22 protein-coding genes are annotated in these 25,156 nt (G+C 33.7%); 8 read left to right on the top strand and 14 right to left on the bottom strand.

The window, feature by feature from the left end:
- Positions 1-40: 40 nt before the first annotated feature.
- Together IJQ68_RS05255 and IJQ68_RS05250 are read left to right on the top strand one after the other, a co-directional pair.
- Entirely contained in the window at positions 41-403 is a 363-nt protein-coding gene (locus IJQ68_RS05255) for a hypothetical protein (protein WP_292797883.1), read from the top strand.
- On the top strand, positions 400-1,026 hold the full coding sequence (locus tag IJQ68_RS05250) for a DUF447 domain-containing protein (RefSeq protein ID WP_292797881.1): 627 nt from the start codon (positions 400-402) through the stop codon (positions 1,024-1,026). Before IJQ68_RS05255 ends, IJQ68_RS05250 begins: the two co-directional genes overlap by 4 nt.
- A gap of 29 nt (positions 1,027-1,055) precedes the next feature.
- Here the strand turns inward: IJQ68_RS05250 and IJQ68_RS05245 are convergent, their stop codons facing one another.
- The 6 genes from IJQ68_RS05245 to IJQ68_RS05220 form a co-directional block, all read right to left on the bottom strand.
- Positions 1,056-2,027: an ABC transporter substrate-binding protein gene (locus IJQ68_RS05245; protein ID WP_292797879.1), complete on the bottom strand. Its 972-nt coding sequence runs from the start codon at positions 2,025-2,027 to the stop codon at positions 1,056-1,058.
- 172 nt (positions 2,028-2,199) lie between these two features.
- Complete coding sequence (locus tag IJQ68_RS05240) at positions 2,200-3,600, bottom strand: glutamate--cysteine ligase (protein ID WP_292797877.1); 1,401 nt, start codon at positions 3,598-3,600, stop codon at positions 2,200-2,202.
- Positions 3,601-3,614: 14 nt separating this feature from the next.
- Positions 3,615-5,012 (bottom strand): hypothetical protein, encoded by a 1,398-nt coding sequence (locus tag IJQ68_RS05235; protein ID WP_292797875.1) that lies wholly within the window; start codon positions 5,010-5,012, stop codon positions 3,615-3,617.
- Positions 5,005-5,802, bottom strand: coding sequence for a class II glutamine amidotransferase (locus tag IJQ68_RS05230; protein WP_292797873.1), 798 nt, complete (start codon positions 5,800-5,802; stop codon positions 5,005-5,007). The genes IJQ68_RS05235 and IJQ68_RS05230 overlap by 8 nt, the downstream gene beginning before the upstream one ends.
- A 76-nt stretch (positions 5,803-5,878) precedes the next feature.
- Positions 5,879-6,082 (bottom strand): MoaD/ThiS family protein, encoded by a 204-nt coding sequence (locus tag IJQ68_RS05225; RefSeq protein ID WP_292797871.1) that lies wholly within the window; start codon positions 6,080-6,082, stop codon positions 5,879-5,881.
- A 9-nt stretch (positions 6,083-6,091) separates the two neighbouring features.
- Positions 6,092-7,267: a GMC family oxidoreductase N-terminal domain-containing protein gene (locus tag IJQ68_RS05220; protein ID WP_292797869.1), complete on the bottom strand. Its 1,176-nt coding sequence runs from the start codon at positions 7,265-7,267 to the stop codon at positions 6,092-6,094.
- 501 nt (positions 7,268-7,768) lie between these two features.
- On the opposite strand from IJQ68_RS05220, the gene larE reads away from it, so the two are divergent.
- Together larE and IJQ68_RS05210 are read left to right on the top strand one after the other, a co-directional pair.
- Positions 7,769-8,779, top strand: a complete 1,011-nt coding sequence (gene larE, locus IJQ68_RS05215; RefSeq protein WP_292797866.1) for an ATP-dependent sacrificial sulfur transferase LarE — start codon at positions 7,769-7,771, stop codon at positions 8,777-8,779.
- An 8-nt stretch (positions 8,780-8,787) separates the two neighbouring features.
- Complete coding sequence (locus IJQ68_RS05210; RefSeq protein WP_292797864.1) at positions 8,788-9,543, top strand: HesA/MoeB/ThiF family protein; 756 nt, start codon at positions 8,788-8,790, stop codon at positions 9,541-9,543.
- A gap of 5 nt (positions 9,544-9,548) precedes the next feature.
- Here the strand turns inward: IJQ68_RS05210 and fdhD are convergent, their stop codons facing one another.
- The 3 genes from fdhD to IJQ68_RS05195 form a co-directional block, all read right to left on the bottom strand.
- Entirely contained in the window at positions 9,549-10,379 is an 831-nt protein-coding gene (fdhD, locus tag IJQ68_RS05205; RefSeq protein ID WP_292797861.1) for a formate dehydrogenase accessory sulfurtransferase FdhD, read from the bottom strand.
- A gap of 111 nt (positions 10,380-10,490) precedes the next feature.
- On the bottom strand, positions 10,491-11,459 hold the full coding sequence (locus tag IJQ68_RS05200) for an alpha/beta hydrolase (RefSeq protein WP_292797858.1): 969 nt from the start codon (positions 11,457-11,459) through the stop codon (positions 10,491-10,493).
- 137 nt (positions 11,460-11,596) lie between these two features.
- Positions 11,597-12,619: an adenylosuccinate synthetase gene (locus IJQ68_RS05195; RefSeq protein ID WP_292797856.1), complete on the bottom strand. Its 1,023-nt coding sequence runs from the start codon at positions 12,617-12,619 to the stop codon at positions 11,597-11,599.
- 3,969 nt (positions 12,620-16,588) lie between these two features.
- On the opposite strand from IJQ68_RS05195, the gene IJQ68_RS05180 reads away from it, so the two are divergent.
- Genes IJQ68_RS05180 through IJQ68_RS05170 form a run of 3 tightly spaced genes read left to right on the top strand, consistent with a single transcriptional unit; the run spans position 16,589 to position 19,393 of the window.
- A complete protein-coding gene (locus IJQ68_RS05180; RefSeq protein ID WP_292797850.1) occupies positions 16,589-16,999 on the top strand; it encodes a response regulator in 411 nt (136 codons plus the stop codon).
- A 13-nt stretch (positions 17,000-17,012) separates the two neighbouring features.
- Positions 17,013-18,773 (top strand): glycosyltransferase, encoded by a 1,761-nt coding sequence (locus IJQ68_RS05175; protein WP_292797847.1) that lies wholly within the window; start codon positions 17,013-17,015, stop codon positions 18,771-18,773.
- Complete coding sequence (locus tag IJQ68_RS05170; protein ID WP_292797844.1) at positions 18,770-19,393, top strand: hypothetical protein; 624 nt, start codon at positions 18,770-18,772, stop codon at positions 19,391-19,393. Before IJQ68_RS05175 ends, IJQ68_RS05170 begins: the two co-directional genes overlap by 4 nt.
- 98 nt (positions 19,394-19,491) lie before the next feature.
- Here the strand turns inward: IJQ68_RS05170 and IJQ68_RS05165 are convergent, their stop codons facing one another.
- Genes IJQ68_RS05165 through IJQ68_RS05150 form a run of 4 tightly spaced genes read right to left on the bottom strand, consistent with a single transcriptional unit; the run spans position 19,492 to position 22,602 of the window.
- Positions 19,492-20,076, bottom strand: a complete 585-nt coding sequence (locus IJQ68_RS05165) for a hypothetical protein (RefSeq protein WP_292797842.1) — start codon at positions 20,074-20,076, stop codon at positions 19,492-19,494.
- Positions 20,066-20,662: a DUF6891 domain-containing protein gene (locus IJQ68_RS05160; RefSeq protein ID WP_292797840.1), complete on the bottom strand. Its 597-nt coding sequence runs from the start codon at positions 20,660-20,662 to the stop codon at positions 20,066-20,068. The genes IJQ68_RS05165 and IJQ68_RS05160 overlap by 11 nt, the downstream gene beginning before the upstream one ends.
- Before the next feature lie 5 nt (positions 20,663-20,667).
- The gene (locus IJQ68_RS05155; protein WP_292797838.1) at positions 20,668-21,366 is read right to left on the bottom strand and encodes a DUF6882 domain-containing protein; all 699 of its coding nucleotides are present in this window, start codon (positions 21,364-21,366) and stop codon (positions 20,668-20,670) included.
- Positions 21,367-22,602 carry an LL-diaminopimelate aminotransferase gene (locus IJQ68_RS05150; protein WP_292797836.1) on the bottom strand — a complete coding sequence of 412 codons (1,236 nt, stop codon included), beginning with the start codon at positions 22,600-22,602 and terminating at the stop codon, positions 21,367-21,369.
- 379 nt (positions 22,603-22,981) lie between these two features.
- On the opposite strand from IJQ68_RS05150, the gene IJQ68_RS05145 reads away from it, so the two are divergent.
- On the top strand, positions 22,982-24,676 hold the full coding sequence (locus tag IJQ68_RS05145; RefSeq protein WP_292797834.1) for an ATPase: 1,695 nt from the start codon (positions 22,982-22,984) through the stop codon (positions 24,674-24,676).
- Positions 24,677-24,695: 19 nt separating this feature from the next.
- On the opposite strand, the gene IJQ68_RS05140 is transcribed toward IJQ68_RS05145, so the two are convergent.
- Positions 24,696-25,156, bottom strand: a 461-nt coding sequence (locus IJQ68_RS05140) for a hypothetical protein (RefSeq protein WP_292797831.1), incomplete at its 5' end; no start/stop codon positions are given.

The raw sequence follows: 25,156 nt of genomic DNA, 5'->3' as shown, positions 1-25,156 counted from the left end.
ATTTAACTCTTTTTTTATTTTTAACATTTATGGTGTATTTATGGATGGTGAAATTGATTTAGAATTATTTACCATAGCTATTATTCAGCTCAACAACGCTTTTCAAAAACTGAATAACAATGACACAGACATTAAGGAATCCCTGGATTCAAGCTATGAAAATCTCAAGGAATTATCCGATTCACTGGAAAGCATAATTAATTACGAAGAGATTAATGCAACCGAAGTTGAGCCTTTTTTCACATATTCACTCAACATCTTTCCGGAGTACAAAGCCCAGCTTGCAAACCTGGAAAATTTAGATGATAATTTAAATGAATCCGTGATTAATTTAATTGAAGTTTTTGACAAACTATACAAAATAGCTGATGAGTATTTTAAGAATAGAGGTGTGACAGTATGAAATATGATTTAAGTAAAGTTGGCATACATATGAACTTGCAATATGAGTGCATTACAACAACAATTAACTCCAAAAAAGAAAAGAATTCCGCCGCTTTTGCATTCATTTACCTGGGTGAGGACAAGGTAATGTGCAGAATCTTTGAAGGCTCACAAAGCCTGAAAAACATTCAGGAAACAAAACAGTATGTAGTCAATGTAACACAGGACCCGATAATATTTACCAAATCAACAATCGACAGACTTTCCGACGAATACTATACAGACGATACAGACATTGCAATTCTTAAAGATGCCGGATCTTACATGATTATTGATGTGGATAATATCGAAATGAAAACACCTGAAGATTTTCCGATTAAAAATGATACAAACATATATTTCATTAACGGAACAATCAAAGACTTTGTTATCAATGATGAATCCATTAAAGCATTCAACAGAGGCTTTTCTGCATTGATTGAATCATTGGTGAACTGCAGCCGTTACAAAATCGTTGACGGTGAGAAAAGACAATATTATAAAGACCGTCTTGAAGAAAACAAAAGAGTTATCAATAAAGTTTCAGATGAAAACACTAAAGAGGCAATGGATATTCTTGCCGAAGAGTACGAAAAAAACTAATTTTAAAAAAAGAATAATTTTGGGAGGAGTTATTTTCCTTCCCAGAATAAAACATCATGTGAAATAGTTTGGTTTAAAATACCTAAATCTACTTCTAATTGCATGAAACTGTCAACATTTGCTTTGTAGTCATCATCTAAACCTGAGAGGAATGGGAAACTAGCTAATGAGTCTGCTTCTACATCTGCATTAGAAACGATGTCTTCAGGTAATAAGTCCACTACAGCACTAGCGTTTTCATCAATATTATCATTGATGAATTGAGTAGCGTTTTCATGGATTTCTACAATAGCTTTAACAGTGTCAGGGTTGTTATCAATTAAATCTTGTGAAGCTACAACAACACAGCAAGGGTGGTTTGGTAAGATATCAGCAGAAGTTGCTAAAACACCATTTCCAGCAGCTTCAGAAGTACTTACGAACGGTTGGAAAGTTACACCTGCATCAATAGTGTTGGTGTTGATTGCATCGTTGATTGAAGGAGTTTTCATTGCGGATGCATTTACTTCGTCAATTGATAAACCAGTACTATTTAAGTAGTAATTTAATAATACGTATTGAATACTTGCTTCACCTGGAGTTGCAATGTTTTTACCGGATAAATCGGAAGCTGCAGCAATTCCAGATTCGTTTGAAACAATAATTCCACTACCTTCATTTTGAGCAGCGGAAATGATTTTTACAGGAACACCTTTTTCAACTGAAGACAATACAGGAGAGATACCTACATATCCGACATCAACTTCTCCACTTGCCATAGCAGTCATTAAGTCTCCACCATTGTTGAACTGAACAAGTTCAGTTTCAATTCCTTTTTCTTTGTATAAACCTTGAGCGTCAGCTACAAATAATGCAGAATCGTGATCAGAAGGTAAATAACCAATAGTTACTTTGTTGCCAGAGTCTCCGCCTAAAAAGTCGAACCAGCCAGCGCTGACTGAACCCATTGCGAGTAAGGCGATTAAGACCACTGCTAAAATAACACCTATCTTTTTATTCATTGAATCACCATATTTTTTTATAACAATAGTTATATTTTTTTAAATAGTTAACCTGAACGGTTGAAAACAGCTAAAAAAATAAAACTTCATGAATCCCTATAAACATTATTTTAATTTAGGAGTATATAAACTTACTGACTTGAATTTTTGATATTAAAAAAGAATAAATGAACTAAACATCACAATAATTCTCAACGAAAGCCAGATTCAGATACTTTTTAACCTCATCTGATTCTTTAGGATTAATGTTTTTCAAAGAATTGATACTGGTTTTCTTGTTGTTTTTTGAAATAATTGTATTTGTCTTGATATATCCGTTTTCTTTAATCAAATCCAGCAGTCTCCTGCCGTAAGTCAACTCAGGATTTGAAACACGGTTAAGCATCAGATTTAAAGTGGACGGATCGCCTATTTCAAGCACTTCACACATTCCGTGCATTTCATTGATTATTTCAGCAGCCCATTCTTTTAGAGTTATCTCTTCACCATCTTTTAAAAGCCTCATTGAATCATCATATGCACTTGCAGCAACATTTTCTTCATTCAGACTAGCTTCTTTTTGCCAAAGCTCATAGTCTGACTCTGATTTAACAAGCATGTATATTAAAAACAATTGAAGAAAGTACATATCATGCCTGACAAGACCGCATTTATAGAAAGGATTAATATCCAAGGTCCTTATTTCTATATATTCAATTCCAGTATCAGTCAATGAATTTAATAAGTCTTTTGGATTTTTCGGCTTTAATCTGACCTGAGTGTATAATTCTCTGGCTCCGGAAATGTCTCCATTGTCAATGAATCCGTTCACATCCCTTACAAATTCATCTACACTTCTGTAAGACGGATAAAGCTCTTTTAGATTTTTATATCCGCATGAAGCATTTCTAAATGAAGGACCTTTTGTTGAATAGAAACTTCCATATCCATCCTCACCATCCATTAAGCTGATACAGTCCTCTGTAAATGTCTTATGGCAGCTTACAGAACATCCTGTCAGATATATAATTAACCAGCAGTATCTCAGATAGTTTCTGGCTATTTTTAAATAAACTTCATTTCTAAACTCTTTAAAGGGCAGATCTGAATCCTGAAGGTCATGCAATTTCTTTAGAAATTCGTCTGTGAATGAAAAATTAAAGTGAACACCAGAAATCATCTGCTTTTTAAGGCCGTATTTGCTGGCCAGATTTTGTCTGTACTTATGAGAGTCAACACCATCCTTTGAGTATTGTGCTATAGGTATCTGGTCATCAGAGGGTAAAATACAAGGAATTGACTGAAACCACAGATACTCATCATCAGGAATTGATGCATTTACCAGATCAGATAACAGGGAAAATGTATCAAATGCCTCATCGATTGTTTTAAATGGTGGAGTAATAATCTCTATCTGGCTTTCTGAAAAGTCAGTGGTTACTAACGGATTTTTCAGCTTGTCTCCGAACACTTCCGGGTGAGGCGTTAAGGACAGCTGTCCGTTCTTTTTAGCTCTCAGACTTTCCCATTCTATTCCAAATGAACCAGCCAAAATCTCATTTGGAGAGAATTTAGTTAAATTCAATAAATTCATAATCATCCCCCTAATTAATATAAATCCAATTTCCCATAATCTTCAATAATACTTTCCAATTTAACACCACTATGTATTGAGGTAATTAACTCTTTTCCAGGATTTGTGTGTTTTTTAATACGTTCATATAATGGTTTTACAAATACTTCTTCGCCGATTCCTCTTTCTTTTAAGCCATCGCTTGCCAAATCAACAATATCTTTTGACAGCTTACATATACCATCCTTATCGATGAAAGAAGGAATTTCCTCATGAACCAATAATTTTCTCAGTTCGCCTGCAGTATAGCCCTTATGATAAATTATTTCATCATTATCTATAATATATTCCAATTCATCCAATTTATCTTTAAGGCCTAAGTGAAATGCTGCAACACACATTGAATCCCTGATAGGTTGAGTGCATATGCTTCGAAACTCAACAGTGCCTCTGAATGTTAAATTGATAAACTTAAATGGTCTTAAATACTTAATATCATCTAGACGAGGCTTTATATCAATACTTCGATATTCACCCCTGCTGTAAATTTCTCCACGAACATATTCCTGATTGAAATAATCCAGCAGATTCATTGATGGAAAATTAATATACGCCTCATCACGCATTACGCAATAGATATTTAAAGATTCCAAATATGCCTGTAAATCACCAATGCTTTTAAAATCAACATCATATCCGCCAATATTATGTGGATTTACACCATGAGTTGAATATTCCCATAATGCATCCCTAAAGCAAGTACGATGTTTATTTTCATCCAGAAATACAGAATTGGAAAACAGTAATGCTTTAATCGGTTCGATTTTTGAGAATACATTTATTGTTTTAACCAAATCGTCCTTATAAACGTCCAACTGCACCTGTGAAGCAGATGAAAACATACCATATTCAGGATATTTATGGAAATGCATCGGAACATCTTCATACTTTTCAATAGATTTCAAATGATGATAAAGCATCAAATATCTTTCAGAGGGAATTGGTTTGTTTATATTATATTTTCTATAAGGATTGATTCCCATACCTGTTAATGTGTGATCATATTCTTCAAAAGATTCCTTAACAAATGAATAATAATCACAAAAACGATCATTTATCGTGAATAAATCCTTTTCTTTTCCCATTGCAAATTCTATATTATTATATGAACAGTCATAACAGACAATATCGTCAGTTTCCGGATTTTTTAGAGAGAATATATTGCCTTCATAATCTATGCCCTCTGGTTTAAAATCCAAATAATGTTTTTGAAATTTGTCTGTTATTTTGTGAACAACATCGAAATCCACAGCTTCCTTATTCAGATTAATGATTGGTATTTCTATTTCTATACCAATGAAATTCTTCTTTTGTGTAGTCGGCTTTATGAATTCATTATATAGTTTATTTCTTACAGAATCATCATCAATCATTATTTTCATCTCTGTGTATTGTTTTCAGGAATTCTTCTATCCTTCTTTCATGCTCTTCAGTTAATATGAACTCATTTTCATGCTCTTCACTTTCAAATATTATATTTCCATCAATCAGACCGAAGAGTTTATTTAATTCAACAGGTTTCCAGTTTTCATCGCCGTCCAAGGGAGTTGAAGCAACCAGAAATCCCTCTTCATTTTTTAAATAATATAGTGAATCCTTCATATTTGAATGGATATAAGTCAAATCACCATCATAAATCATCAGATTAAGCTTATTATTTTTAGACAGATCCGCCACCAGATCATTTAGAATGTTAAATCTCTCTTTAATGGTTGAAGGAGCACCTTTTTCATGCTCAAACTCGTTGATTTTATCAATTATATAAAGCAGAATCCTTTCAGAATCAGTGTCCCCATTTTCCTTATCGGCATATTTATCCAATTCAGGATAGTCAAAGATTGTTCCGTTATGAATTAACATCCATGATCGGTTATTGTCATCAGCTTCAATGAACGGGTGGCAGTTTGGAGAGATTATCTCACCTACTGTTGCTAGCCTAATATGAGCAAAAACATTCTTTCCAACAACAGGATTGGACAATATGTTTTTCAGGTTTTGGCTGCATGATGCTTTTACAGGTTCTTTATTGATTATAGAATCATCAGAGTGCATGTTTGCCAGTCCCCATCCGTGTGGATGATCTTCTGAGTGATTATAAAAACATTCAAGACATTGATTTACTTCTTTTGGCTTATCAGAATTAAAACAAAAAATTTCGCACATATTATCCTCCCATTTGTATTTCTATAACAAGTGTTATATTGTTTATCTTATATAAATATTATCAAAAATGAAGGCATTATCCGCCATAGATTATCTGAATCAGCTGAACTTCATCGCCGTCGTTAATGACAGTATCTTCAACTGTGAGATCACCGTTAATTTTTGCAACAGTAGTTTGGGCAGATAATCCCAAATCTTTCAGCAAATCATTAATAGTATAGTTTTCTTCATCAATTTCTCTTTTCTCATCAATATTTTTGTATTTTAAATTAAAACTCATGTTATCACCTTAAAAATTTTGATTAACTATTTTTGCTACTTTTTTAGCAATAGCTACTATTGTTAATATTGGAGGCCTTCCTGGAGCCTCAGGTATTACGCTTGCATCACAGACATACAAACCTTTGATTTCAGTTTCAAAATCATTATTGACTACTTCTCCGACAGCAGCGGTTCCTCCGGGATGTGCTCCCTTAAGAGAAGTTGCAACAATAGATTTTTCATCAACACCCATTTTCAAAAGAACACTGACCGCCTTTTGATATCCTTCCTTGATTAAATCAACATCGACTTTTGTCAGGGTTTTCTCAATATTCCCTTTTCCGTCAATTGTTCCGATACATGTATCAGCAAACTTAAGCATCAGTCCGATAACGTCACTGTCATCAATTTCATAATGATTTCTTTCGATTAACGGACGCAATTGCATTGAATAATGTGGAGTTATGAAATATGGTCCGAATTCCATTTTTATACCCATCATCAGTTCGTTTTTTAGATTGGCACCTTTCAGATATCCTCCGATAGTTGTGAAGATATCAAAAAATATCTGTCCTCCGACATTTTTCAGCCCAGAATTTTTTAAAATAATTGGAGTATTGAGTGCACCTGCAGAAACTATAACGTTTTTTGCCCTGAAAACTTTCTTTACATTGTTTTTATTGATTCCGACAACACCAGCCACTTCACCGTTTTCATGAAGAACTTCAATAACGTTTAAATCATCAATGAGAGTAGCACCATTTTCCAGAGCCTCATTTACGAAGTATGTTCCATCCCATTTTGCGTCAAACAGACATCCGTTAACGCATTTGCCGCAGAACCTGCACTTTTCAAAATTAATGAATTTAGGCATAGGCTCGACAATATATCCTAATTCTTCTCCTGCTTCAGCAATCAGCTGTGTGGAATGACCCCACAGTTTCTTTGGGAAATATTTTACATTCAGCTCTCCGCTTGCTTCAAGAAGCTCTTCAAAGATATTAAGATTTTTATCTTCAAACTGCTGCATAATGGAATTTGAATAGCATCCGCTGCATGAAAAACAAGCATTACCCAAAGAGGAAGTTGTAGTTCCACCTATCTCTTCAATGTTGGTTAAGGTCAAAGGCCATGTCAGAAATTCATATTTTTCCTTATCCTCATCAGATAGCTTATTTTTTAGATGGATTTCCTTGTTGATCATTGAGTTAACATAGCTTCCATTATCTTGTCTGTGCCCTTTTTCTAAAATAAGAACATTTAAATCTTTTAAACTTAAATCCTTGGCAACAGTGGCTCCTCCAGCACCTGTTCCTATAACAATAACATCGTAAATATTACTACCTCCAATTAATTAACAATTGTTATAATTTTCATATACTTTAAATATTTCTATTTTTCATCACATTTTAAAACATCAAAAACATTTATATATTAAGTTGGAATAATCTTATTTATGGAAAAAAATAACTATTGTTATATAGTTTAATTTCGAAGGGATTCAACTTTTTCCATGTCTCGGGCTGATAAATTGAAAAATGAAAAAACCATTTTAAAATTTCCATAAAACAAACACGATATATTAATGAGTGAAAAATAAAATAACTCCTTAAACCAGATGAAGAGAAAAATCATTCTTCCCAAAAAAACTCATTAATCAGTTAAGAGCATCAAATGATGCTCTTAAACTTTTAGACGTGATAAAATGAATTTAGAAGAAAAAATCGAGATTGTTAAAAATATTTTAAAAGACAGAAAAGTTGCCATCGGTTTTTCAGGCGGTGCCGATTCCACATTAATAGCTTACCTATCATCAAAAGTGGCCAAAGACACACTGGCCATTACTATAGACAATCACTTGCTTCCAAGCAATTTTATTGAAAATACCAGAAAAGTGGCTGAATCCTTTGGAATAAAGCATGAAATAATTGACGTTAACTTTTACGAGAAGGAATACTTCCTGTCAAACGATTCCGGCAGATGCTATACATGCAGAAACCTGATGTATTCAAAAATAGAGCAGTTAGCTAAAAAAAGAGGCTTTGATTATATCTGTGACGGCAATAACATTAGTGACTTGGTCATTGACAGACCAGGAATTCTCGTAACATACAAAAAAGGATTTAATACACCCTTTATCGAAGCCAAATTGACTTCAAAAGACATTCATGAATATTTAAATAAGAATAATATCCCTTATTCAAGATCAACTACTTGTCTAGCAACAAGAATTCCCACTAACACTCCAACTACACAAGAAAAAATTGAAAGAATCAGTTGGTGTGAAGATCATATTCATGAAAAAACTGGCTGTGAAATCGTTAAAGTCAGAGATTTAGGAAAATTCGGTATTGTTGAAGTTGAAAGTTTGGATAAAATTCTAAAAGACAATAAATTTAGTGAAATTAACGATGAATTAAAAAAGAAGGGTTTCAAGAAAGTTGCCTTAAATTTATCTGAAATTGATGATGACGAATACATCAGCATTGATTATCATGACAATTCATTCTCATATCAATTACCATTTACAATAAATATAAAAAATACTCAAGAACTGCTTGAAAATGAAATAATTAAAAAAAATGACACAAAAATAGAGATAGAAAACTTGATTATTAATGAAAATGGTCTAATCAACGGATATGACTTAGAAGATTACGAAAGTGCCTTAGATTCATTTATGAATTTACTGCCAAAATTAAGGAGAAATATTTAGGTGAAAAAATGCCAACAAGATACATAGGTGACGGATACTGGGAAATCGCATCCCGTCAAATGAGTATAGTAACAAGAAGTGAACAGGAAAGATTCAAAGATGCTAAAATCACAGTCATTGGCTGTGGTGGAATAGGTGGAGAAACCATAGAAATGCTTGCCAGAATGGGTATTGGAGAACTTGTCTTAGTAGATAAGGATGCCTTTGACTTATCAAATTTGAACAGACAGACCTTAGCAAGCTTGCCTGATTTAGGTCTTGAAAAAAGCGCTGTAGCAGCAGATAAAGTGAGATTGATAAACCCTTATGTTAAAACAACGACCTTTAACGAGCATGTGGATCAAAGCAATATCAAAAAGGTAATCGGAGACTCAGATATCGTCATTGATGCATTGGATAACGTGCTGACAAGAGTGATAGTTTCCAGAACCGCTAAAGAGCTGGGAATTCCATACATCCACGGTGCAATTCACGGAACACAAGGCCAAATTACAGTATTTCTTCCAAACAGCGATAAGACATATGAAGAAATGTTTAATCTTCCATCTCTTGGAAAAGAATTGAATGATGATGTAATTAATGACTTGAAAAATGTAACTTCAGGTGTTCCACCGGTTATCGGACCTACACCAAACATTATCGGTTGTCTTGAAGCTTTTGAAGCATATAAAATAATAACTGGAATTGGAAAAGTTACAGTCGCTCCAAAAATATTAACTTATGATCTGTTAGATTTCGGTTCATTTTCATTAGATGAACTTTAATCTTTCTATTTTTTTAAATTTATTCTCTCAGGCGCTGTAAAAACAGTAAACCTGTTATCACGAACAAAACCCACCATTGTAATGTTTCCAGCTTCAGCCACATCAATACCTGAAGCTGCAGGAGCCGCATTAGAAATAATAATAGGAATTCCTACACGGATTACTTTAATCAGCATGTCTGCAGGCATTCTTCCACTGTATGATATATAACATTTTGAAAAGTCATAGCCTTCTTTTGAAGCTGCTCCAATCACCTTATCAACAGCGACATGACGGCTGACGTCCTCTCTAATGATTATATTATCCTCATATTTCAATTGTGCAACATGAACTCCTGCTGTTTTTTGCCAGATTTTAGCCTCATCGGTCAGATGTTTAATGTCTTTAATGATTTGTGTTGCATCAACTGTCAGGTCTGAGAGAATTGGTTCGATTGTTTCCAAATCTGATCTGATTCCTCCGGCATTATCTGAATTGACTCCCTGATATTCAAGCAATCTGCAGACACATGCATGTTCACAGTTGCCTTTTTTCTGCTGAACAATTCCATCCTGTTCCAGATCCTCTTCGGGGTCATGTGAAAGAGTTGTTGTAACCAGTATATTAGTTCCGTCCAGCTGGATTGATTTGATGTCTGAATAATCTTTAATTAAGCCTTCACCTAAACAGTATCCTACAGCAAAATCCTCCAAGTTTTCAGGATATGTTGAGAATTTACGTGGAGGCAAATAATCAATGAACAAATAAGTGTATTCGTCGTTTACAGTGTTTTCTTTAATTGTTTTATACTCTCCGTCTTTCCATTGAATAACATCCGTTTGTCTGATTAAATCCATAGTACCACTTCAATTAAATATATTAACAATTGTTATATTTAATAGTTATACATTTATGAAAACATCATGAAAACAGTCAAAAAAAAGAATTGATGAAATATAATTCATCAATCATAAATTTTCTTTATAAAAACCAGCTATTTTTTCAAACGGAATAATATCAGTTTTATAATATAAATCAGTGTGATTTGCACCAGGTATAATCATTAACTCTTTGTTATCTCCGGTTAATTTTTCAAATTCATCTTCAGAGAAATATCTGGAATGTGCATTTTCACCATGAATCATAAGAACAGGTGATTTAATTTCATCAGAGTATGCTATAATTGGCTGAGATATAAATGACATGCAGCCAACAACATTCCAGCCATCGTTTGAACCTGGTGAACGTGGATGATAACCCAAATCCTCTATGTAGAAGTCATGATAATCTTTTACAAACTGAGGCATATCATCAGTCACTTCTTTTACAACACCGCCCGCTTTTGCATATTCACCATTCTTAAAGTCTTCAGTTCTTTGATTATTCAAAGCTACTTTCATTTCATATCTTGCTTCAGCATTATCCGCTTCATCATAATAACCTTTGGCAGTCACACGGGTCATATTATACATCGTAGAAGTTACTGTCGCTTTAATACGGGTATCCAGACTAGCTGCATTTAAGGCCATTCCTCCCCATCCACAGATTCCGCAGATACCTACTCTGTCACCATCAACATCATCGGAAGTTACCAGATAATCCACTGCTGCCTGAAAATCTTCAGTGTTAATATCAGGAGATGCCATGTCCCTTGGCTGACCACCGCTTTCGCCAGTGAAAGACGGATCAAATGCTATTGTTAAAAAGCCCATTTCGGCTAAAGTTTGTGCATAGAGACCAGAAACCTGTTCTTTTACAGCACCGAATGGTCCGCAACATGCTATGGCAGGCAATTTATCATCTGCATCTGCAGGTTTGTATAAATCTGCAACTAAAGTTATTCCATACCTATTTTTGAAAGTTACTTTTTTGTGAGATACTTTTTCACTTTTTGGAAAAACCTTATCCCATTCATCTGTTAATTTAACGTCATTCATAATTATCACTTATAGAATAATTATATTATCAAAAATATTTAAATGTTGTATGAAACAACAGTTAATCTTGGAGTATGAAAAAACATTAACTGTGAAAAAAAATAATAAAAAAAGTTAATTAAAAGCCCATATGAGCTTTACAATAATTCTTTTCTCAAATCAATAGTGTCCTTTAAATCAGGACCTGTTGAAATGATAGTAACCGGCACACCGGTTTCAGTTTCGATTTCATCAACGAAAGCTTTGGTTTCAGCAGACAAATCACCATAGTCCTGTGTTCTTGCACAGTCAGGATATAATCTGTCAACACAGGTCAAAGCAATTTGGGTTGCACCGTTGATTCTGCATGACTCTTTAGCCAATTCCATATCAAAGTATCCGATACGTCTGCGGCGTCCTGTTACAACACCGTATTCTTCCAGACCTTTGCTTTCTGCTTCTTCCTGAGTCATTTCAGTTGGGAACGGTCCTTCGCCGACACGTGAAATGTAAGCTTTGAATACGTTAATGACTTCATCCACTTTTGTTGGACCGACACCGACATCAGCAGCGAATGTGGATGCTGTAGTATCTTTACTGGTTACGAAAGGATATGTTCCATAATAAAGTGAAAGAGCAAAACCTTGTGATCCTTCAATGAATACATCCTCACCGTTGTCAATAGCTTCGTTGCATGCAAGTGATACGTCAGTTACATAATCTTCAAGTTCAGGGATATCTCTTGCGAGTTTGATTGTTCTCATTACACGGTCTGAGTTTGCCGGTCCGCATCCAGAACCTGTACTTCCTATTTTTTTAGCTAAATGCTCTGATTTTACATCTCTGTCCATATGACTTTCATCAATGATTGCGCATCTGGAGTCAATGGACATTCTTTCTTTTACATTGTATTTTGATAAATCATTAAATTCTTTATACAGTACATCAGGATTAACTAAAACTCCAGCCCCAATCATGAGTTTAGCATCTGTATGTACGAAACCTGATGGGGTTAACCTTAAACCATATTTTTCACCATTGAACTCTACAGAATGGCCTGCATTAGGACCTACTCCTGCACGAGCGATAATGGCAGGTTTATCGTTGCTGCAAAGGTAAGTTATACATTTTCCTTTACCTTCATCACCCCATGCTCCACCTACTAAAATACTACAAGTCATTTAATAACTCCTTTTTAAAATTAATATAATTTGAAAATAAAAAAAATCTTCAACCACATATATTATATCATTTATTATTAAAAAGCTTTTCCAACATTTTAAATATTATATATAATCATATATTGATACATAATGAAAAAAAATCAAGGTAATTAATATGCATATTGAAAGACAATACAGAGAGTTAGAAGACATTGAGGAGATTCGAGCATACAATATTAACAAGATTAATTTGTTTGAAGAAGCCCCTAAGGTAACAGAACCTGAAAAGATTCCTCTCAGCAATATAATAAAATATGTGCAGTCTGATGTCAACATGCTTTCACCGATAGATGACGGGGAAGACTATATTGTAAATCGTCTGGGCTGGAATATTTTGGAGAGAGGAAATGTTAGCTTGGAAGATGTTGAAGGACGTAGGTTGAGTGAATGTTCTCCTTTTTTCTATAGCATTTTAAAAGAACCGTTTAAAGAAGTTATTAAAACTCAAAAGCCAAAAGCGATGAGAGTCTATTACTATATCAGTAATAAAATCCAAACATTGACTAATGTCCATGTCCTTTGTGATGACGGCAAACTTTTCGTTATTTCAGATTATGTGGATCAGAAAAATGCTGAAAAAAGCGAAGAGGAGAAAAAAATTGAGGATGATGCAAACAAATCAACTTTAATCGAATATTTCTCACAAACGGGAAGCTATTATAAAACACGAAACGAATACACATGGACTCCTGGAATATATAACATAATTAACAGAACACGAGAATCCAACGATGCATATTACAATATTATTTTTGATTTAGTAATTCCTGAAGACAAGCCTTTGGTAAAAGAGCTGCTTGAAACAATGAGTCCTGAAACCGACACTTATGAAAACATTATCAGAATTAAGACAAGAGACGGACACATCAAATATCTGGACACTTATCTTTACTCCAAATTCGATGAAAATGGCGATGTCATAAGCCATTACGGACTGTTTAAGGATGTCAGCCTTGATTCGCACAAGCACATGACCCGTCCGGTCGACTTTATGCTGAACGGTTTCAATCACAACTCAAGACTGTCTCTGCTTGTAGAGCCTTTAAGCAAAAGATATGAATTCAGTGAAGGATTTTATGATATGGTTGAAATTCCTCATGAAAAGTACATTCACAGCAGAGATATTATTGAAAATATAGTTGAGGACAATATCCGAGAAGAGATTTACAAATTGATTGATGGCGAACTCGATGAGATAAGCTGCATATTCACATATAAAGTCAACGGAAACCCTGACCACAAGAAAGTTTGTGAATTATTTATTGAGAAGTTCACTTACGGTAATAATGAGCACAGCATTGGATTTTTAACTGATATTACAGACATGCGCAAGAAACAGGAGGAATTGATTGAATCCAATGCAAATAAAAACATTCTGATTAAGGAAGTTCACCACAGAGTGAAAAACAACCTGCAGGTACTGAACAGTTTCCTGAATCTGGAACGCCGTGCTTATGGAAATAATCCAAATCTTATTTTGGACAATATGCAGGCACGTCTTTCTTCACTTGCGCTTCTGCATGAAAAAACATACAACACGACAGATTTCCTGAATATTAACTTAAAAGACTATATTGAAGATCAGGACGAAACCCTGAAAGGATTATTCAGTGCTAAAAACATTAATTTCGAATCAGACATTGATGAAAGCATTCATCTGTCAATTGAAATAATCACTCCATTACTGTTAATTGTGGATGAATTGACAATGAATGCAATAAAGCATGCATTCCCTGATCCTGAAATGGAAAATAAGACAATAAGCAAGAAAATCGATTTTGTTGATGAAAATACATGTGAATTCATTTTAAAAGATAATGGTGTTGGTCTGGAAAGCCCGGAAACACTTATAAATCATAATTTAGGATGGGAAATTGTAAACAGTTTAACTAAACAGTTGGATGGTAAAATAGAAATTTTGGATAGTGAGGTGGGAACCGCTTTCAGAATAGTTTTCCCGACAAGTTTTGAAGATGAACTAGAAGATATGAATGAGGCTGAGTAATATGAGAATCGAAAAGGCATATAGGAAATTGGAGGACACCTTGGAGGTCAGCATATATGATACTACCGAAAAAGAGATGTATCAGCCTGCAGAACCTATGTTTGAAGGCATGCAAATTCCATTTAAAAAGACATTAAGGAACCTTCCCTGCGATATGAATATTTTCACTCCATATAATGACGGTGAAGATTTCGTGATAGAAATGATGGGGCTGAGTGCACTTGAAAGAGCAAATATTCACACAAAGGATGTTTCCGGACGATTGATAAGCCAAATTTCACCGGCTTTCCATGAAATATTACATGATACACTTTATGACGTTTATAAAACGCAAAAGACGCATAAAATGCGTATTCAATACTATAAAAATGATAAATTAGCTCGATTTTCAAATGTAAAAGTAATATATGATTTGGGAAAAGTAATTTTAATTTCTGATTTGAAATACACCGGAGAAAACAGAACAGAAGGTGAAAATAAGGCAGATTTCATCGAATACTTATCTCAGACAGGAAGTTACTACAAAATCAACGACAAATACTCCTGGACACAGGGAGTTTACAATATTCTCGGCCGTTCAAGAGAGGAAAATGATGAATTCTATAATATCATCTTCGATTTGGTGATACCTGAAGACAAACCTGTTGTTGAGAATATGCTGAAAGTCTTAGATGAAAAAACCCCTAAATATGAGACAGTTATTAGAATCAAGACCATTGACGGAACCATTAAATATTTGGATTTGAGTCTTTATTCTAAATTCCATGAAAATGGAGAGTTAAGAAGCAGATATGGTTTAATCAAAGACATAACAAGAAGTTCCAACAAAGAAATGACGAAACCTATTGACTTTTTATTAAACGGATTTAAAAACTCCAAAAAACTGGCGCTTCTCATAGACCCTCTTGATCAGAAAAATTATGAATACAGTGAAGGTTTCTATAACATTGTAGAGGAAGATAAAGAGAATTATTCCAACCGAAGAGTCATAATTGAAAATATTGTTGAAGAGAGTACTGTTGATGCATTCAGAAAATTATTTAATAGAGAAATCAGCGAACTCGATGAAACATTCACATACAATGTAAAAGGAGATCCTAATAATCAGAAAGTATGTGAAATATATATTGAGAAATTTGAATTCGGAGAAGAAGAACACAGTATCGGATTTTTAACCGACATTACTGAAGAGAGAAAAAAACAGGATGCATTGCAGGAAGCAAATGAGCATCAGATAATACTGATTAAAGAAGTTCACCACAGAGTGAAAAACAATCTTCAGATACTAAACAGTTTCCTGAACCTGGAGAAAAGAGCTTATAAAAATCAGCCTAACATAATCATTGACCATATGCAATCAAGATTGTCTTCTCTGGCTTTGCTGCATGAAAAAACATACAATACAACTGACTTTAAAAATATTAACCTGCAGGACTACATAGAAGACCAAGATTCAAAACTTAGAAACCTGATTGGTTTAAGGGACGGAATTGAGTTTACATCAGAAGTGAAAGATGATATTAATTTATCCATTGAAATCATAACTCCTTTACTTCTGGTTGTTGATGAGCTTACAATGAACTCAATCAAACATGCGTTCCCAGATCCCGAAATGAAAAATAAAACAATCAGTAAAGTATTCAGAAAACTCGATGAAAATACTGGAGAATTAATTATAAAAGATAATGGAGTGGGTATAGATAAAACTAAAAAAGACATGAAACAAAGCCTTGGATGTGAGATTATTAAGAACCTGACCAGGCAGTTAGACGGAAGCATAAGTCACATTGATGTTGAAAATGGTACTGGATTTAGATTACTGTTCCCATTAACTATGGAACATACAATATCACAGTAAACACAACAAAAATATATAATATAAATTACATAAGTTTTAATATTCTAATGAGAAGGGAGATAAAATGGATGAAAGAATTTTAATTGTAGAAGATGAAGCAATTACCGCACTTGATTTAAAATATAGTTTGGAAGAATTAGGATATCAAGTAATAGATACAGTAGACACTGGACAGGATGCAATTGACACCGCCGCTGAAACAATTCCTGATGTTGTTTTAATGGATATCAAATTAAAAGGAGATATGGAAGGAATTGAAGCTGCTGAAGTCATTTCTGAATTGAGAATACCTATTGTTTATTTGACTGCGAACACAGATACAGACACTTTTGAAAAGTCTAATGTCAAGGGATCATACGGATTCATTTCAAAACCATATGATATCAGCAAATTAGACAAAACACTAAAAATTACAATCAAAAGAGCACAATTAGAAGCAGAAAAAATAAACGATGCACAAGGGTTTAGCGAATAAGTAACTTGATAAAATGAGCTCGGAAAATACAAGCGAAGTTACTTCCATCGCAAAATCCCATCCAAATATTTTTGTTATAAGTTCAGATAATGAACTAATCAATCAGTTAAGAGAATACATTGAGGATTATGACTATAGTTTTGTTGGCTCAGCAGACACCAAAGAGAGCATTAAACGCAAAATTATGGAATTATCCCCAAATCTTGTTTTATTAGATTCTGAAATCGAAAATATTGATTTAATTAAGTTAACCAAAGATTTGGAAAAATTTAACATTCCAAACATAGTGATTGTCGGAATGCGTTTCGACGAAATCATCGATGAAGTCCTAATGATTACACCATACGGTTATCTGATTAAAGATATCGATAAAGAGGAATTGCAGCGTGCAATGGCAGTGGCTATTAGAAAGCATGAATTAAATACACAAAAGATTATGGAAGCCAGAAGCAGGATTTCTGAAAAGAATAATGAACTGCTGGTTGAAAAATCAGACTCAAGTTTTCTTATGGTTTTATGTTTTGCATTGATTATAATCGCTATTTTATCAAGAAATGCTACATGGCTGCAATGGGTATTGCTCATACCAACCTTAGCAATGCTTATTAATGCAATAGCAAGTATTAAAAAGCCTGATGAAGTATCATACGATTATGAAAAACCCTATGTCAGCATTTTTATCCCAGCACACAACGAAGAATCAACAATTGAAATGACCGTTAGAAGTATCTGCGAATCACAATACCATGTTGATGGCGAACCCCAATATGAAGTTATTGTCATTAATGACGGTTCAACAGACAGCACTGGAGAAATACTGTCCAATTTGAAAAATGACATTCCTCAATTGAAAATTGTTACAAGAAAACCTCCTGTATCCGGAAAAGGAAAAGGATTTGTTTTGAATGATGCATTGACATTGTCAAACGGAGAAATCATCGGAGTTTTTGATGCAGACACTAAAATATGTCCTGATTTTATTGAAAAAATTGTGGCATATGTTGCAGACCCCGAAATAGATGGTGTCCAGTCAAGAGTGAAAATGTACAATAAAAATGAAAACTACCTGGCCCGTATGCAACATGTGGAATTTGCAAGTTTCGGAAATACCCTAAGAGCAAAAGATAATTTGGGAAGAACCGGATATTTAGGTGGAAACGGACAATTCGTTAAAAAACAGTCAATTATTGATTCAGGTAAATGGGACGGATTTGCTGTAACTGAAGATTTGAACCTTGCCGTTAAAATAATGCTTGAAGGCGGAAAAATACGATATTGCGGTGAAATAGCAATTTACCAGGAAGCCGTGACAGAATGGAAACCATTCTTCAGACAGAGAGTCAGATGGGCTATCGGTAACTTTGAAACGTTCTTTGTATATCTTCCAAAAATATTAAGGTCTAAAATTCCCTTTGCCAAAAAATTAGGAATTATCGAACATATTTCATTCTACAGTTTCAACCTGCTCATATTCTTCGGATTCCTTATTACTATTACTAATGCAATATCATGGTTCTTATTCCACAATGTAACCATTATTAGGATGGAAGCTCCATTTATTGTAGGTATATTGTCAATGATTTCGTTTTTCCCAGGAATTACGCTTGCATTGTCAAGAGACAAACCTGGAATACTTGAATTCATCAAAGACCTTGTTAAATATTACGTTTATTGTTTCCATTTAATCCCATTATTCTTTATGACAATGTATAGTATGATGACTAGAAAAGAACGTAAATGGGCTAAAACTGAACATAAAGGAGGGAAAAAATGAGAAGAGAAGATATGATTCGAAGTGTCATCCTAGCTATCATAATCATATTTATTGCGGCCAATATCAATGGTATAAACAGTTTCTTAAGTGTTCATACTGACAGGACAATCGATTTTGGACACAGTGAGGCTGTAGTTCCTCAAGCCTGGAATACGACTGAAGAACTGAATCTGACAAACCAGTCAAAAACTCCTCATGCGATTACAAACGAATACGTTTACATAGATCACTGGGACGACTGGCCGGAAGACCATATTACAGGGATTTCGGACGCCAAGTTTGCATCGATGGAAGATGGTGGATATGAAGTTATTAAAAGAGAGAATTCTACTTTAAGTGGCGTTCCTGTATCCAAAGAATACTTCACAAATCCTTCAAGAGACAATAACGTAACCTGGAGCCATATAGGAGTCAATTATGTTTTCCCTAAAGAGGACACCAACTATTCTATTCAGGTACATTATTTCACAACCCATGACTATGATAACGAGACATTCATAAAAGAGGTTGATGACCGTATTGAAGATGACATGTCCAACATCCACAACACACAATACAACGGATTTTTCTCCGGTGTGAGGGACATTTACAACTTCATCGTAAATGCAATCTGGAACTGATAATTCTATAACATCCATTAAAAAAACACGAAAATATTAACCATCACTGCAATTTAATTAATTATTTTGAAAAAAATAATAAAAAATAGAAAAGACATCTATCTGTTGAAAGGATGGTTTTCACACATAGGGTCTTTTATGATATTTCTTTTTTGATGATAAGTCAGATAATACATCATCCACTGATTGGATAATTCCTTTAGAATATCCTCATCAATTCTTTCTGAAGGCGTGAAGAAATTCATTTCATTTCCACCGACAACAATAGCGATATTATTTAACTCGATTAAGCAAAAGAAATCACATCTGATGTTGTGAACATCAAAATCCTTATCAAGTGAGAAATTTTTACTTTTTGAATAGTTGTAAAAAAAGGTATTCAGATATTCGAAATCCAAAAATCTGATTTTTCGAACATCCATAATAAGATCTTCCTGGAGAAAATGCATTTTATAATTAAAATTGGAAAGGAATTCTATATCCCATATGTTATCATAAAAAAATGTGATGAAAGAATTGTTGGCAAATCTCATGGATAATGAAAAATCTTCATTGTCCTTTGGAGATCCAAGCTCCACATCAATGAATTCCAAATAAATGGAATCTTCGGAAATATCAACAGAAGCCAATTTTGCAAAATTACCTATAACATCCTCAATCAATTTTAAAGATTCACTTTTCATCTAAAACACCCACAAATAAATTATAAGCTCCTTCAATTTCATATTCTTTAGTTTCATCAAATTTTTTATCCCAATCAAAATTTATGATTTCAATAGGAGAATTGACAGATTCATTCCACATCAAATCAAAGCCAGCATCCAGTAAACACTGATAAACTGTCCTGCCGATTTCCAGAGAGTCATTTTCATTCCTTTGAAAATCACCAAAAGTGATATTTAAAACATTGTTTTCAATGGCATTTTCCACATCTTCAAAAGTGTAGAAACAGAAACCCTGAGCAGAGTATTTATTGTTAATCAGATGAACATACAGTTCATATACGTCATCAACACCCTCCTCAAAATCATATCCGCAATTATGAACACCAATAATGGATTTTTCGCCAAGCAAATTAAATGTTTTTTCCAAATTAGAGAAATTTTTGTTGTTAAAATTATTTGAAGAAATATCGAATCCGGAAAAATCCAAGTCATATTCAATGAACTGGTCTTCAAGGATTTCAAGTATCTCTTCTTTTGAGAAAAATCCTGATTTAGTCAACAAATCTATGAGATATTCTATTTCATCAACTAAATCCTGGTTCATAGTAATCACTCTTCTTCAAGCAATAACTGGATTGTTTTTAAATTGCCTCTTTCTGTAAATCCAACAATGAAACGGCTTTCTCCGAGATATACCACATCAAAATCATCATGATGCTTGATTTTATATCCTTTGAGTTTTGCATAAGCATCCAAAGCAACTCTTGGATATACTCCAAAATTTTTCTGGAAAGTGTAATATGTGTCCTTGAATTTTACAGCACCATTCTTTTCAGGAATTTCATCTGAATCAATGGCTACAAATATATCCAAACCATCCTCATTGGCTGCATAATAAGCTCCAAAGTCAAGGATAGCCACAGTAGTCATAGCTAATGTGTGACATGCATTGAAATCTGCCTGAATAATTGGGCTTGAAAACTCGGGAATGCCTGCATCAATACCTGCCTGTTTCATTTCTGTAGCAGCAGTTATTAATTCAGCTCCAAAAATGTTTTCATTGTCCCATGCCCATGACCATTGATTTAAATCATCATTATAAAATCCTAAAACCTGAATAGGCAATTCAACATCACCAAAACTTACAATTCCTTTGTCGAAGTCCAAATCTCCTTCAGCATCACCAATGAATTCAGATAAATTTTCCTGTTTGTCTAAAGCGAGAGCACCATATTTAGATAATACTGTTTTAAATGAGTCTCCTACACGGATAACAACTGGTTCTTCAATAGTTTTCAAAGTAAACACCTAAAATTCTAATTTTGAAATTCTGTCCATAGCTTCTTTAGTATTTTCTAGAGTATTAAATGCAGTAAGCCTTAAGTAACCTTCACCACTTGGTCCGAATCCTGAACCTGGAGTACCTACAACATTTGCTTCATTTAATAAAATATCAAAGAATTTCCATGAATCCATATCATTTGGAGTTTTTACCCAGATATATGGTGAGCTGATTCCTCCATAAACTTCAAGACCGATATCGGTCAGGCTTTCTCTAATAACTTTTGCATTTTCCATGTAATAATCAAGAATCTCTTTAATTTGAGCTTTTCCTTCTTCGGAATAAGTTGCTTCTGCAGCTTTCTGAACAGGATATGACACACCATTGAATTTGGTTGTTTGCCTTCTGTTCCATAACGGTTTTACTTCAACGGCATTATCTTCACTGTCATATGCCATCAATTCTTTAGGAACTACAGTATATGCACAACGGGTTCCTGTAAATCCTGCGGTTTTTGAATAGCTTCTGAATTCAATAGCTACTTCGCGAGCTCCATCAATTTCATAGATTGAATGAGGAACATCATCTTCATGGATAAATGCTTCGTAAGCTGCATCAAATAATATGATAGCTTTGTTTTCTTTTGCATAATCAACAAATACTTTTAACTGGTCTTTAGTCAATGTGGTACCTGTTGGGTTATTCGGATAACATAAATAAATAATGTCAACAGGTTCTGACGGCAATTCTGGAACAAAATTGTTTTCGGAATTACATTTAAGATACACTAATCCTTCATACATTCCATCGTCACCCATTTCTCCGGTTCTGCCGGCCATTACATTGGTATCAACGTAAACTGTATAAACAGGATCGGTTACTGCAATTTTATTGTCCAGACCGAAGATTTCCTGAATGTTACCTGTATCACATTTAGCACCGTCACTGATGAACACTTCGCTTACATCCAAGTCAATTCCATAAGGTTTAAAATCATTTTCAATAATTGCTTCAGCTAAAAAGTCATAACCCTGTTCCGGACCGTATCCCATGAATGTGTCCGCATTGGCCATCTCATCAACAGCATTTTTGAATGCGTCAACTACAGCAGGAACTAAAGGCTTTGTTACATCCCCAATACCCATTTTAATAACATTTGCATCAGGATTTGCTTTAACAAACTCTGCTTCTCTTCTTGCTACTTCAACAAAAAGATAACTACTTTTTAACTTGAGATAGTTTTCATTAATTTTAACAACCATAATTAAACCTCTAATATAATATAATTTATTATAATAATACTTTCATTTTTAAAATATATAAAATGAATGCAAAATGATTAAATTATTACGATTTAGTAAAAAAACAAGTGAAATTTAATTTTTTTAAAAAAATGAACCATATCTAATTACAATTTTGGCGAAAAAATACTTAAAAAAAATATTTTCTTAAAATAATTGAAAATTAAAAATTCTCTTTTAAAAACATTAATTTGAAAAATACAGTTAATTTAAGAATTGTTTTCAAATATTAAGTAATAATATCCTTTTTTTAAAAAAAATATAAAACTTTATAATAAAGAATTTAGATAAATATATTATACTATTACATTTTAAAAACGAAAAATAAGAAGTGGATTAAATGGACGAAACATTGATATTAGTGTGGGCATGTATTGCAATAATTGGAATAATAGCTATTATAATTGTTAAATTGTACTATAATGATAAAGACGAAGAGGAAACAGATTTCTCAGACATAACAACCAGAAACCCATTGCAAGAGATGGTTTCAGAAAAGGAAAAAGAGACTAAGAATAACAATTCTGAACGCACTAATCCAATTTCAAACTATTTTTCAAAAGACGAACCGGAAATTTCCCTTAGAAAGGAAGGTACTAAAGCAGATAAAGAATTTAATCCATATATCGTTCCAGAAAATAATATTAATAGAAATATTACTTATTCATCCCAAAATCAAGTTCTTGTCAATTATGATGATACTGTTCAAAAGTTCCAAGAACCAATAACCGAAACCCAGAGAGATATTATGAGCCAAAATAAAAATGATCAAAACCCTGAAGTTAAATCAAGTGAAAGCAAACATGAATTAAAAGATTTATTTACAATTGATGAATTGATTAAAGAATCAAAAAGAAAAGATGACGAAAGAGAAAAAGAGTCTAAAACAATAGCAAAAGAAAGTGAAGATAATTCAGACATTAAAGAAAGCATCAAAAAGAATAAAGAATTACAAGATAGTGAAACTGATATTACTGACATTAAATCAAGCATTGAAAAAATGCATGAAATTGCAGAAGCCATCAAAGCCAATAAAAGCGAAGACATGCCCCCACAATCTGTTGCTTCACAAAAGGATATTGCAGAAGCAATAGACTCAGCAACAAATGAAAGTGAAGAAGAGGTTCCTGAAATTTCAGAAAGCAAATCAATTACAGATGCAGTAATCAAAAAAGAACCTGAAGCCAAAGAGGAAACAACAATTCAGGAAACATTGGATATTGAGGAAGAAAAAGTTGAAGAAACTGTTCCTGAAGAAACTGAAGAAAAAACTGCTGAAGAAGCTGAAGAAACTGTTCCTGAAGAAAAAGTTGAAAATATCCGTGAAGCAATTTCAGCTGAAGAAGGAATCAAATCTCCAAGTTTAAAGTCACCAACCAAAGTTGAAGAAGACAGCATCAGCATATTATCCGGTGCTGATGAGGATTATGAATTCGGCGCTTCAATCGATTCATCCAACCTCTTTGAAGATGAAAACGGTGAATTAAGCGATCTAGATTACAGAAAGGATTTGGCCAGATTTACAAACAGCATTAAAAACTCCGGAATCGTTAAAGACCTCCGTGAAAGGTTAGCCCCTGAACAGGAAGAGGACGATACTGAATTAAATGAGGATTTCATAAGAAATGTCGGTTCATACACTGAAGATGCATATGAAACATACGATGACTATGATGATTGGGCACCAATTATTAATGAAACTCACGTGGATTATGTTGAACCAACCCCTGAAGAACAGTTAAGACAGGAAAATACACGCAAAGTATTTGAAACTGCTAAAAACAATGCAGCACAACCAATCAGTTCAGCTGAAGAATTGATTCCTACACCTAAAGCGAAACCTGAAAAATCCAGTCTTAAAGTCGTTATTAACAATAATGAAGAAGTTCTTCGCAAAGGTGATGAAATCATCTATAACCATGAAGGAGAAACCTATTCAAGTAAAGTATACTCCATTAACGGTGATGATATTAAGGTAAAATACAGAAGACAGGATATCACCATCAAACCTGGTGATATCAAAAAGATATATTAATAATATATATCTTCTTTTTTTAATTTTCATTTAATTTATAACCGCCGTCACACAAAACATATTTAGCTTTTTTTATTTCAAGTGATCTTATTATATTCAAATAAAAATCATCCAGTTCCGCATCAGCATAAGGATATACGAATTCAAAAGAGTAGAGATTATCATCCTTAACGAACATGAATTCGTTTCTGCGGATTTCGCTTTCATCTGTTTTGATGGAGGATATTATCATATAATAGATATCCTCATTTATTGCTATAAAATCAGCGGTTTCAACATCAATATTGGGATTTGCTTCCAGCTGCTTTTCCATTTCATTTTTGATGTCTGGAAGGCCTGCCATTGTAGGAGCAATTGAGAATTTAATGGTCATTGGTATGGTGGGATTGACCAATGACAATTCAACAAAATCCCCTTTGTTTGGAATGTATTCAAAATCCTGAGGTGTTTTTAGATTTACATATCCATTAGTGAATAGAG

Origin of the sequence: Methanobrevibacter sp. (genome assembly GCF_017447225.1) — an archaeon.
Taxonomy (GTDB): Archaea; Methanobacteriota; Methanobacteria; order Methanobacteriales; family Methanobacteriaceae; genus Methanocatella.
The sequence above is the reverse complement of the archived record's forward strand: the minus strand, read 5'-3'. Positions and strand labels throughout refer to the sequence as shown.

What these genes read in the sequence shown, in the direction of transcription:
- IJQ68_RS05250 (WP_292797881.1), top strand. Translation starts at nt 400, where the DNA reads ATGAAATATGATTTAAGTAAAGTTGGCATACATATGAACTTGCAATAT.
- IJQ68_RS05200 (WP_292797858.1), bottom strand. Translation starts at nt 11,459, where the DNA reads ATGAATGACGTTAAATTAACAGATGAATGGGATAAGGTTTTTCCAAAA.
- IJQ68_RS05240 (WP_292797877.1), bottom strand. Translation starts at nt 3,600, where the DNA reads ATGAATTTATTGAATTTAACTAAATTCTCTCCAAATGAGATTTTGGCT.
- larE (WP_292797866.1), top strand. Translation starts at nt 7,769, where the DNA reads ATGAATTTAGAAGAAAAAATCGAGATTGTTAAAAATATTTTAAAAGAC.
- fdhD (WP_292797861.1), bottom strand. Translation starts at nt 10,379, where the DNA reads ATGGATTTAATCAGACAAACGGATGTTATTCAATGGAAAGACGGAGAG.
- IJQ68_RS05235 (WP_292797875.1), bottom strand. Translation starts at nt 5,012, where the DNA reads ATGATTGATGATGATTCTGTAAGAAATAAACTATATAATGAATTCATA.
- IJQ68_RS05210 (WP_292797864.1), top strand. Translation starts at nt 8,788, where the DNA reads ATGCCAACAAGATACATAGGTGACGGATACTGGGAAATCGCATCCCGT.
- IJQ68_RS05255 (WP_292797883.1), top strand. Translation starts at nt 41, where the DNA reads ATGGATGGTGAAATTGATTTAGAATTATTTACCATAGCTATTATTCAG.
- IJQ68_RS05160 (WP_292797840.1), bottom strand. Translation starts at nt 20,662, where the DNA reads ATGAACCAGGATTTAGTTGATGAAATAGAATATCTCATAGATTTGTTG.
- IJQ68_RS05195 (WP_292797856.1), bottom strand. Translation starts at nt 12,619, where the DNA reads ATGACTTGTAGTATTTTAGTAGGTGGAGCATGGGGTGATGAAGGTAAA.
- IJQ68_RS05245 (WP_292797879.1), bottom strand. Translation starts at nt 2,027, where the DNA reads ATGAATAAAAAGATAGGTGTTATTTTAGCAGTGGTCTTAATCGCCTTA.
- IJQ68_RS05175 (WP_292797847.1), top strand. Translation starts at nt 17,013, where the DNA reads ATGAGCTCGGAAAATACAAGCGAAGTTACTTCCATCGCAAAATCCCAT.
- IJQ68_RS05145 (WP_292797834.1), top strand. Translation starts at nt 22,982, where the DNA reads ATGGACGAAACATTGATATTAGTGTGGGCATGTATTGCAATAATTGGA.
- IJQ68_RS05220 (WP_292797869.1), bottom strand. Translation starts at nt 7,267, where the DNA reads ATGATCAACAAGGAAATCCATCTAAAAAATAAGCTATCTGATGAGGAT.
- IJQ68_RS05230 (WP_292797873.1), bottom strand. Translation starts at nt 5,802, where the DNA reads ATGTGCGAAATTTTTTGTTTTAATTCTGATAAGCCAAAAGAAGTAAAT.
- IJQ68_RS05170 (WP_292797844.1), top strand. Translation starts at nt 18,770, where the DNA reads ATGAGAAGAGAAGATATGATTCGAAGTGTCATCCTAGCTATCATAATC.
- IJQ68_RS05180 (WP_292797850.1), top strand. Translation starts at nt 16,589, where the DNA reads ATGGATGAAAGAATTTTAATTGTAGAAGATGAAGCAATTACCGCACTT.
- IJQ68_RS05165 (WP_292797842.1), bottom strand. Translation starts at nt 20,076, where the DNA reads ATGAAAAGTGAATCTTTAAAATTGATTGAGGATGTTATAGGTAATTTT.
- IJQ68_RS05225 (WP_292797871.1), bottom strand. Translation starts at nt 6,082, where the DNA reads ATGAGTTTTAATTTAAAATACAAAAATATTGATGAGAAAAGAGAAATT.
- IJQ68_RS05150 (WP_292797836.1), bottom strand. Translation starts at nt 22,602, where the DNA reads ATGGTTGTTAAAATTAATGAAAACTATCTCAAGTTAAAAAGTAGTTAT.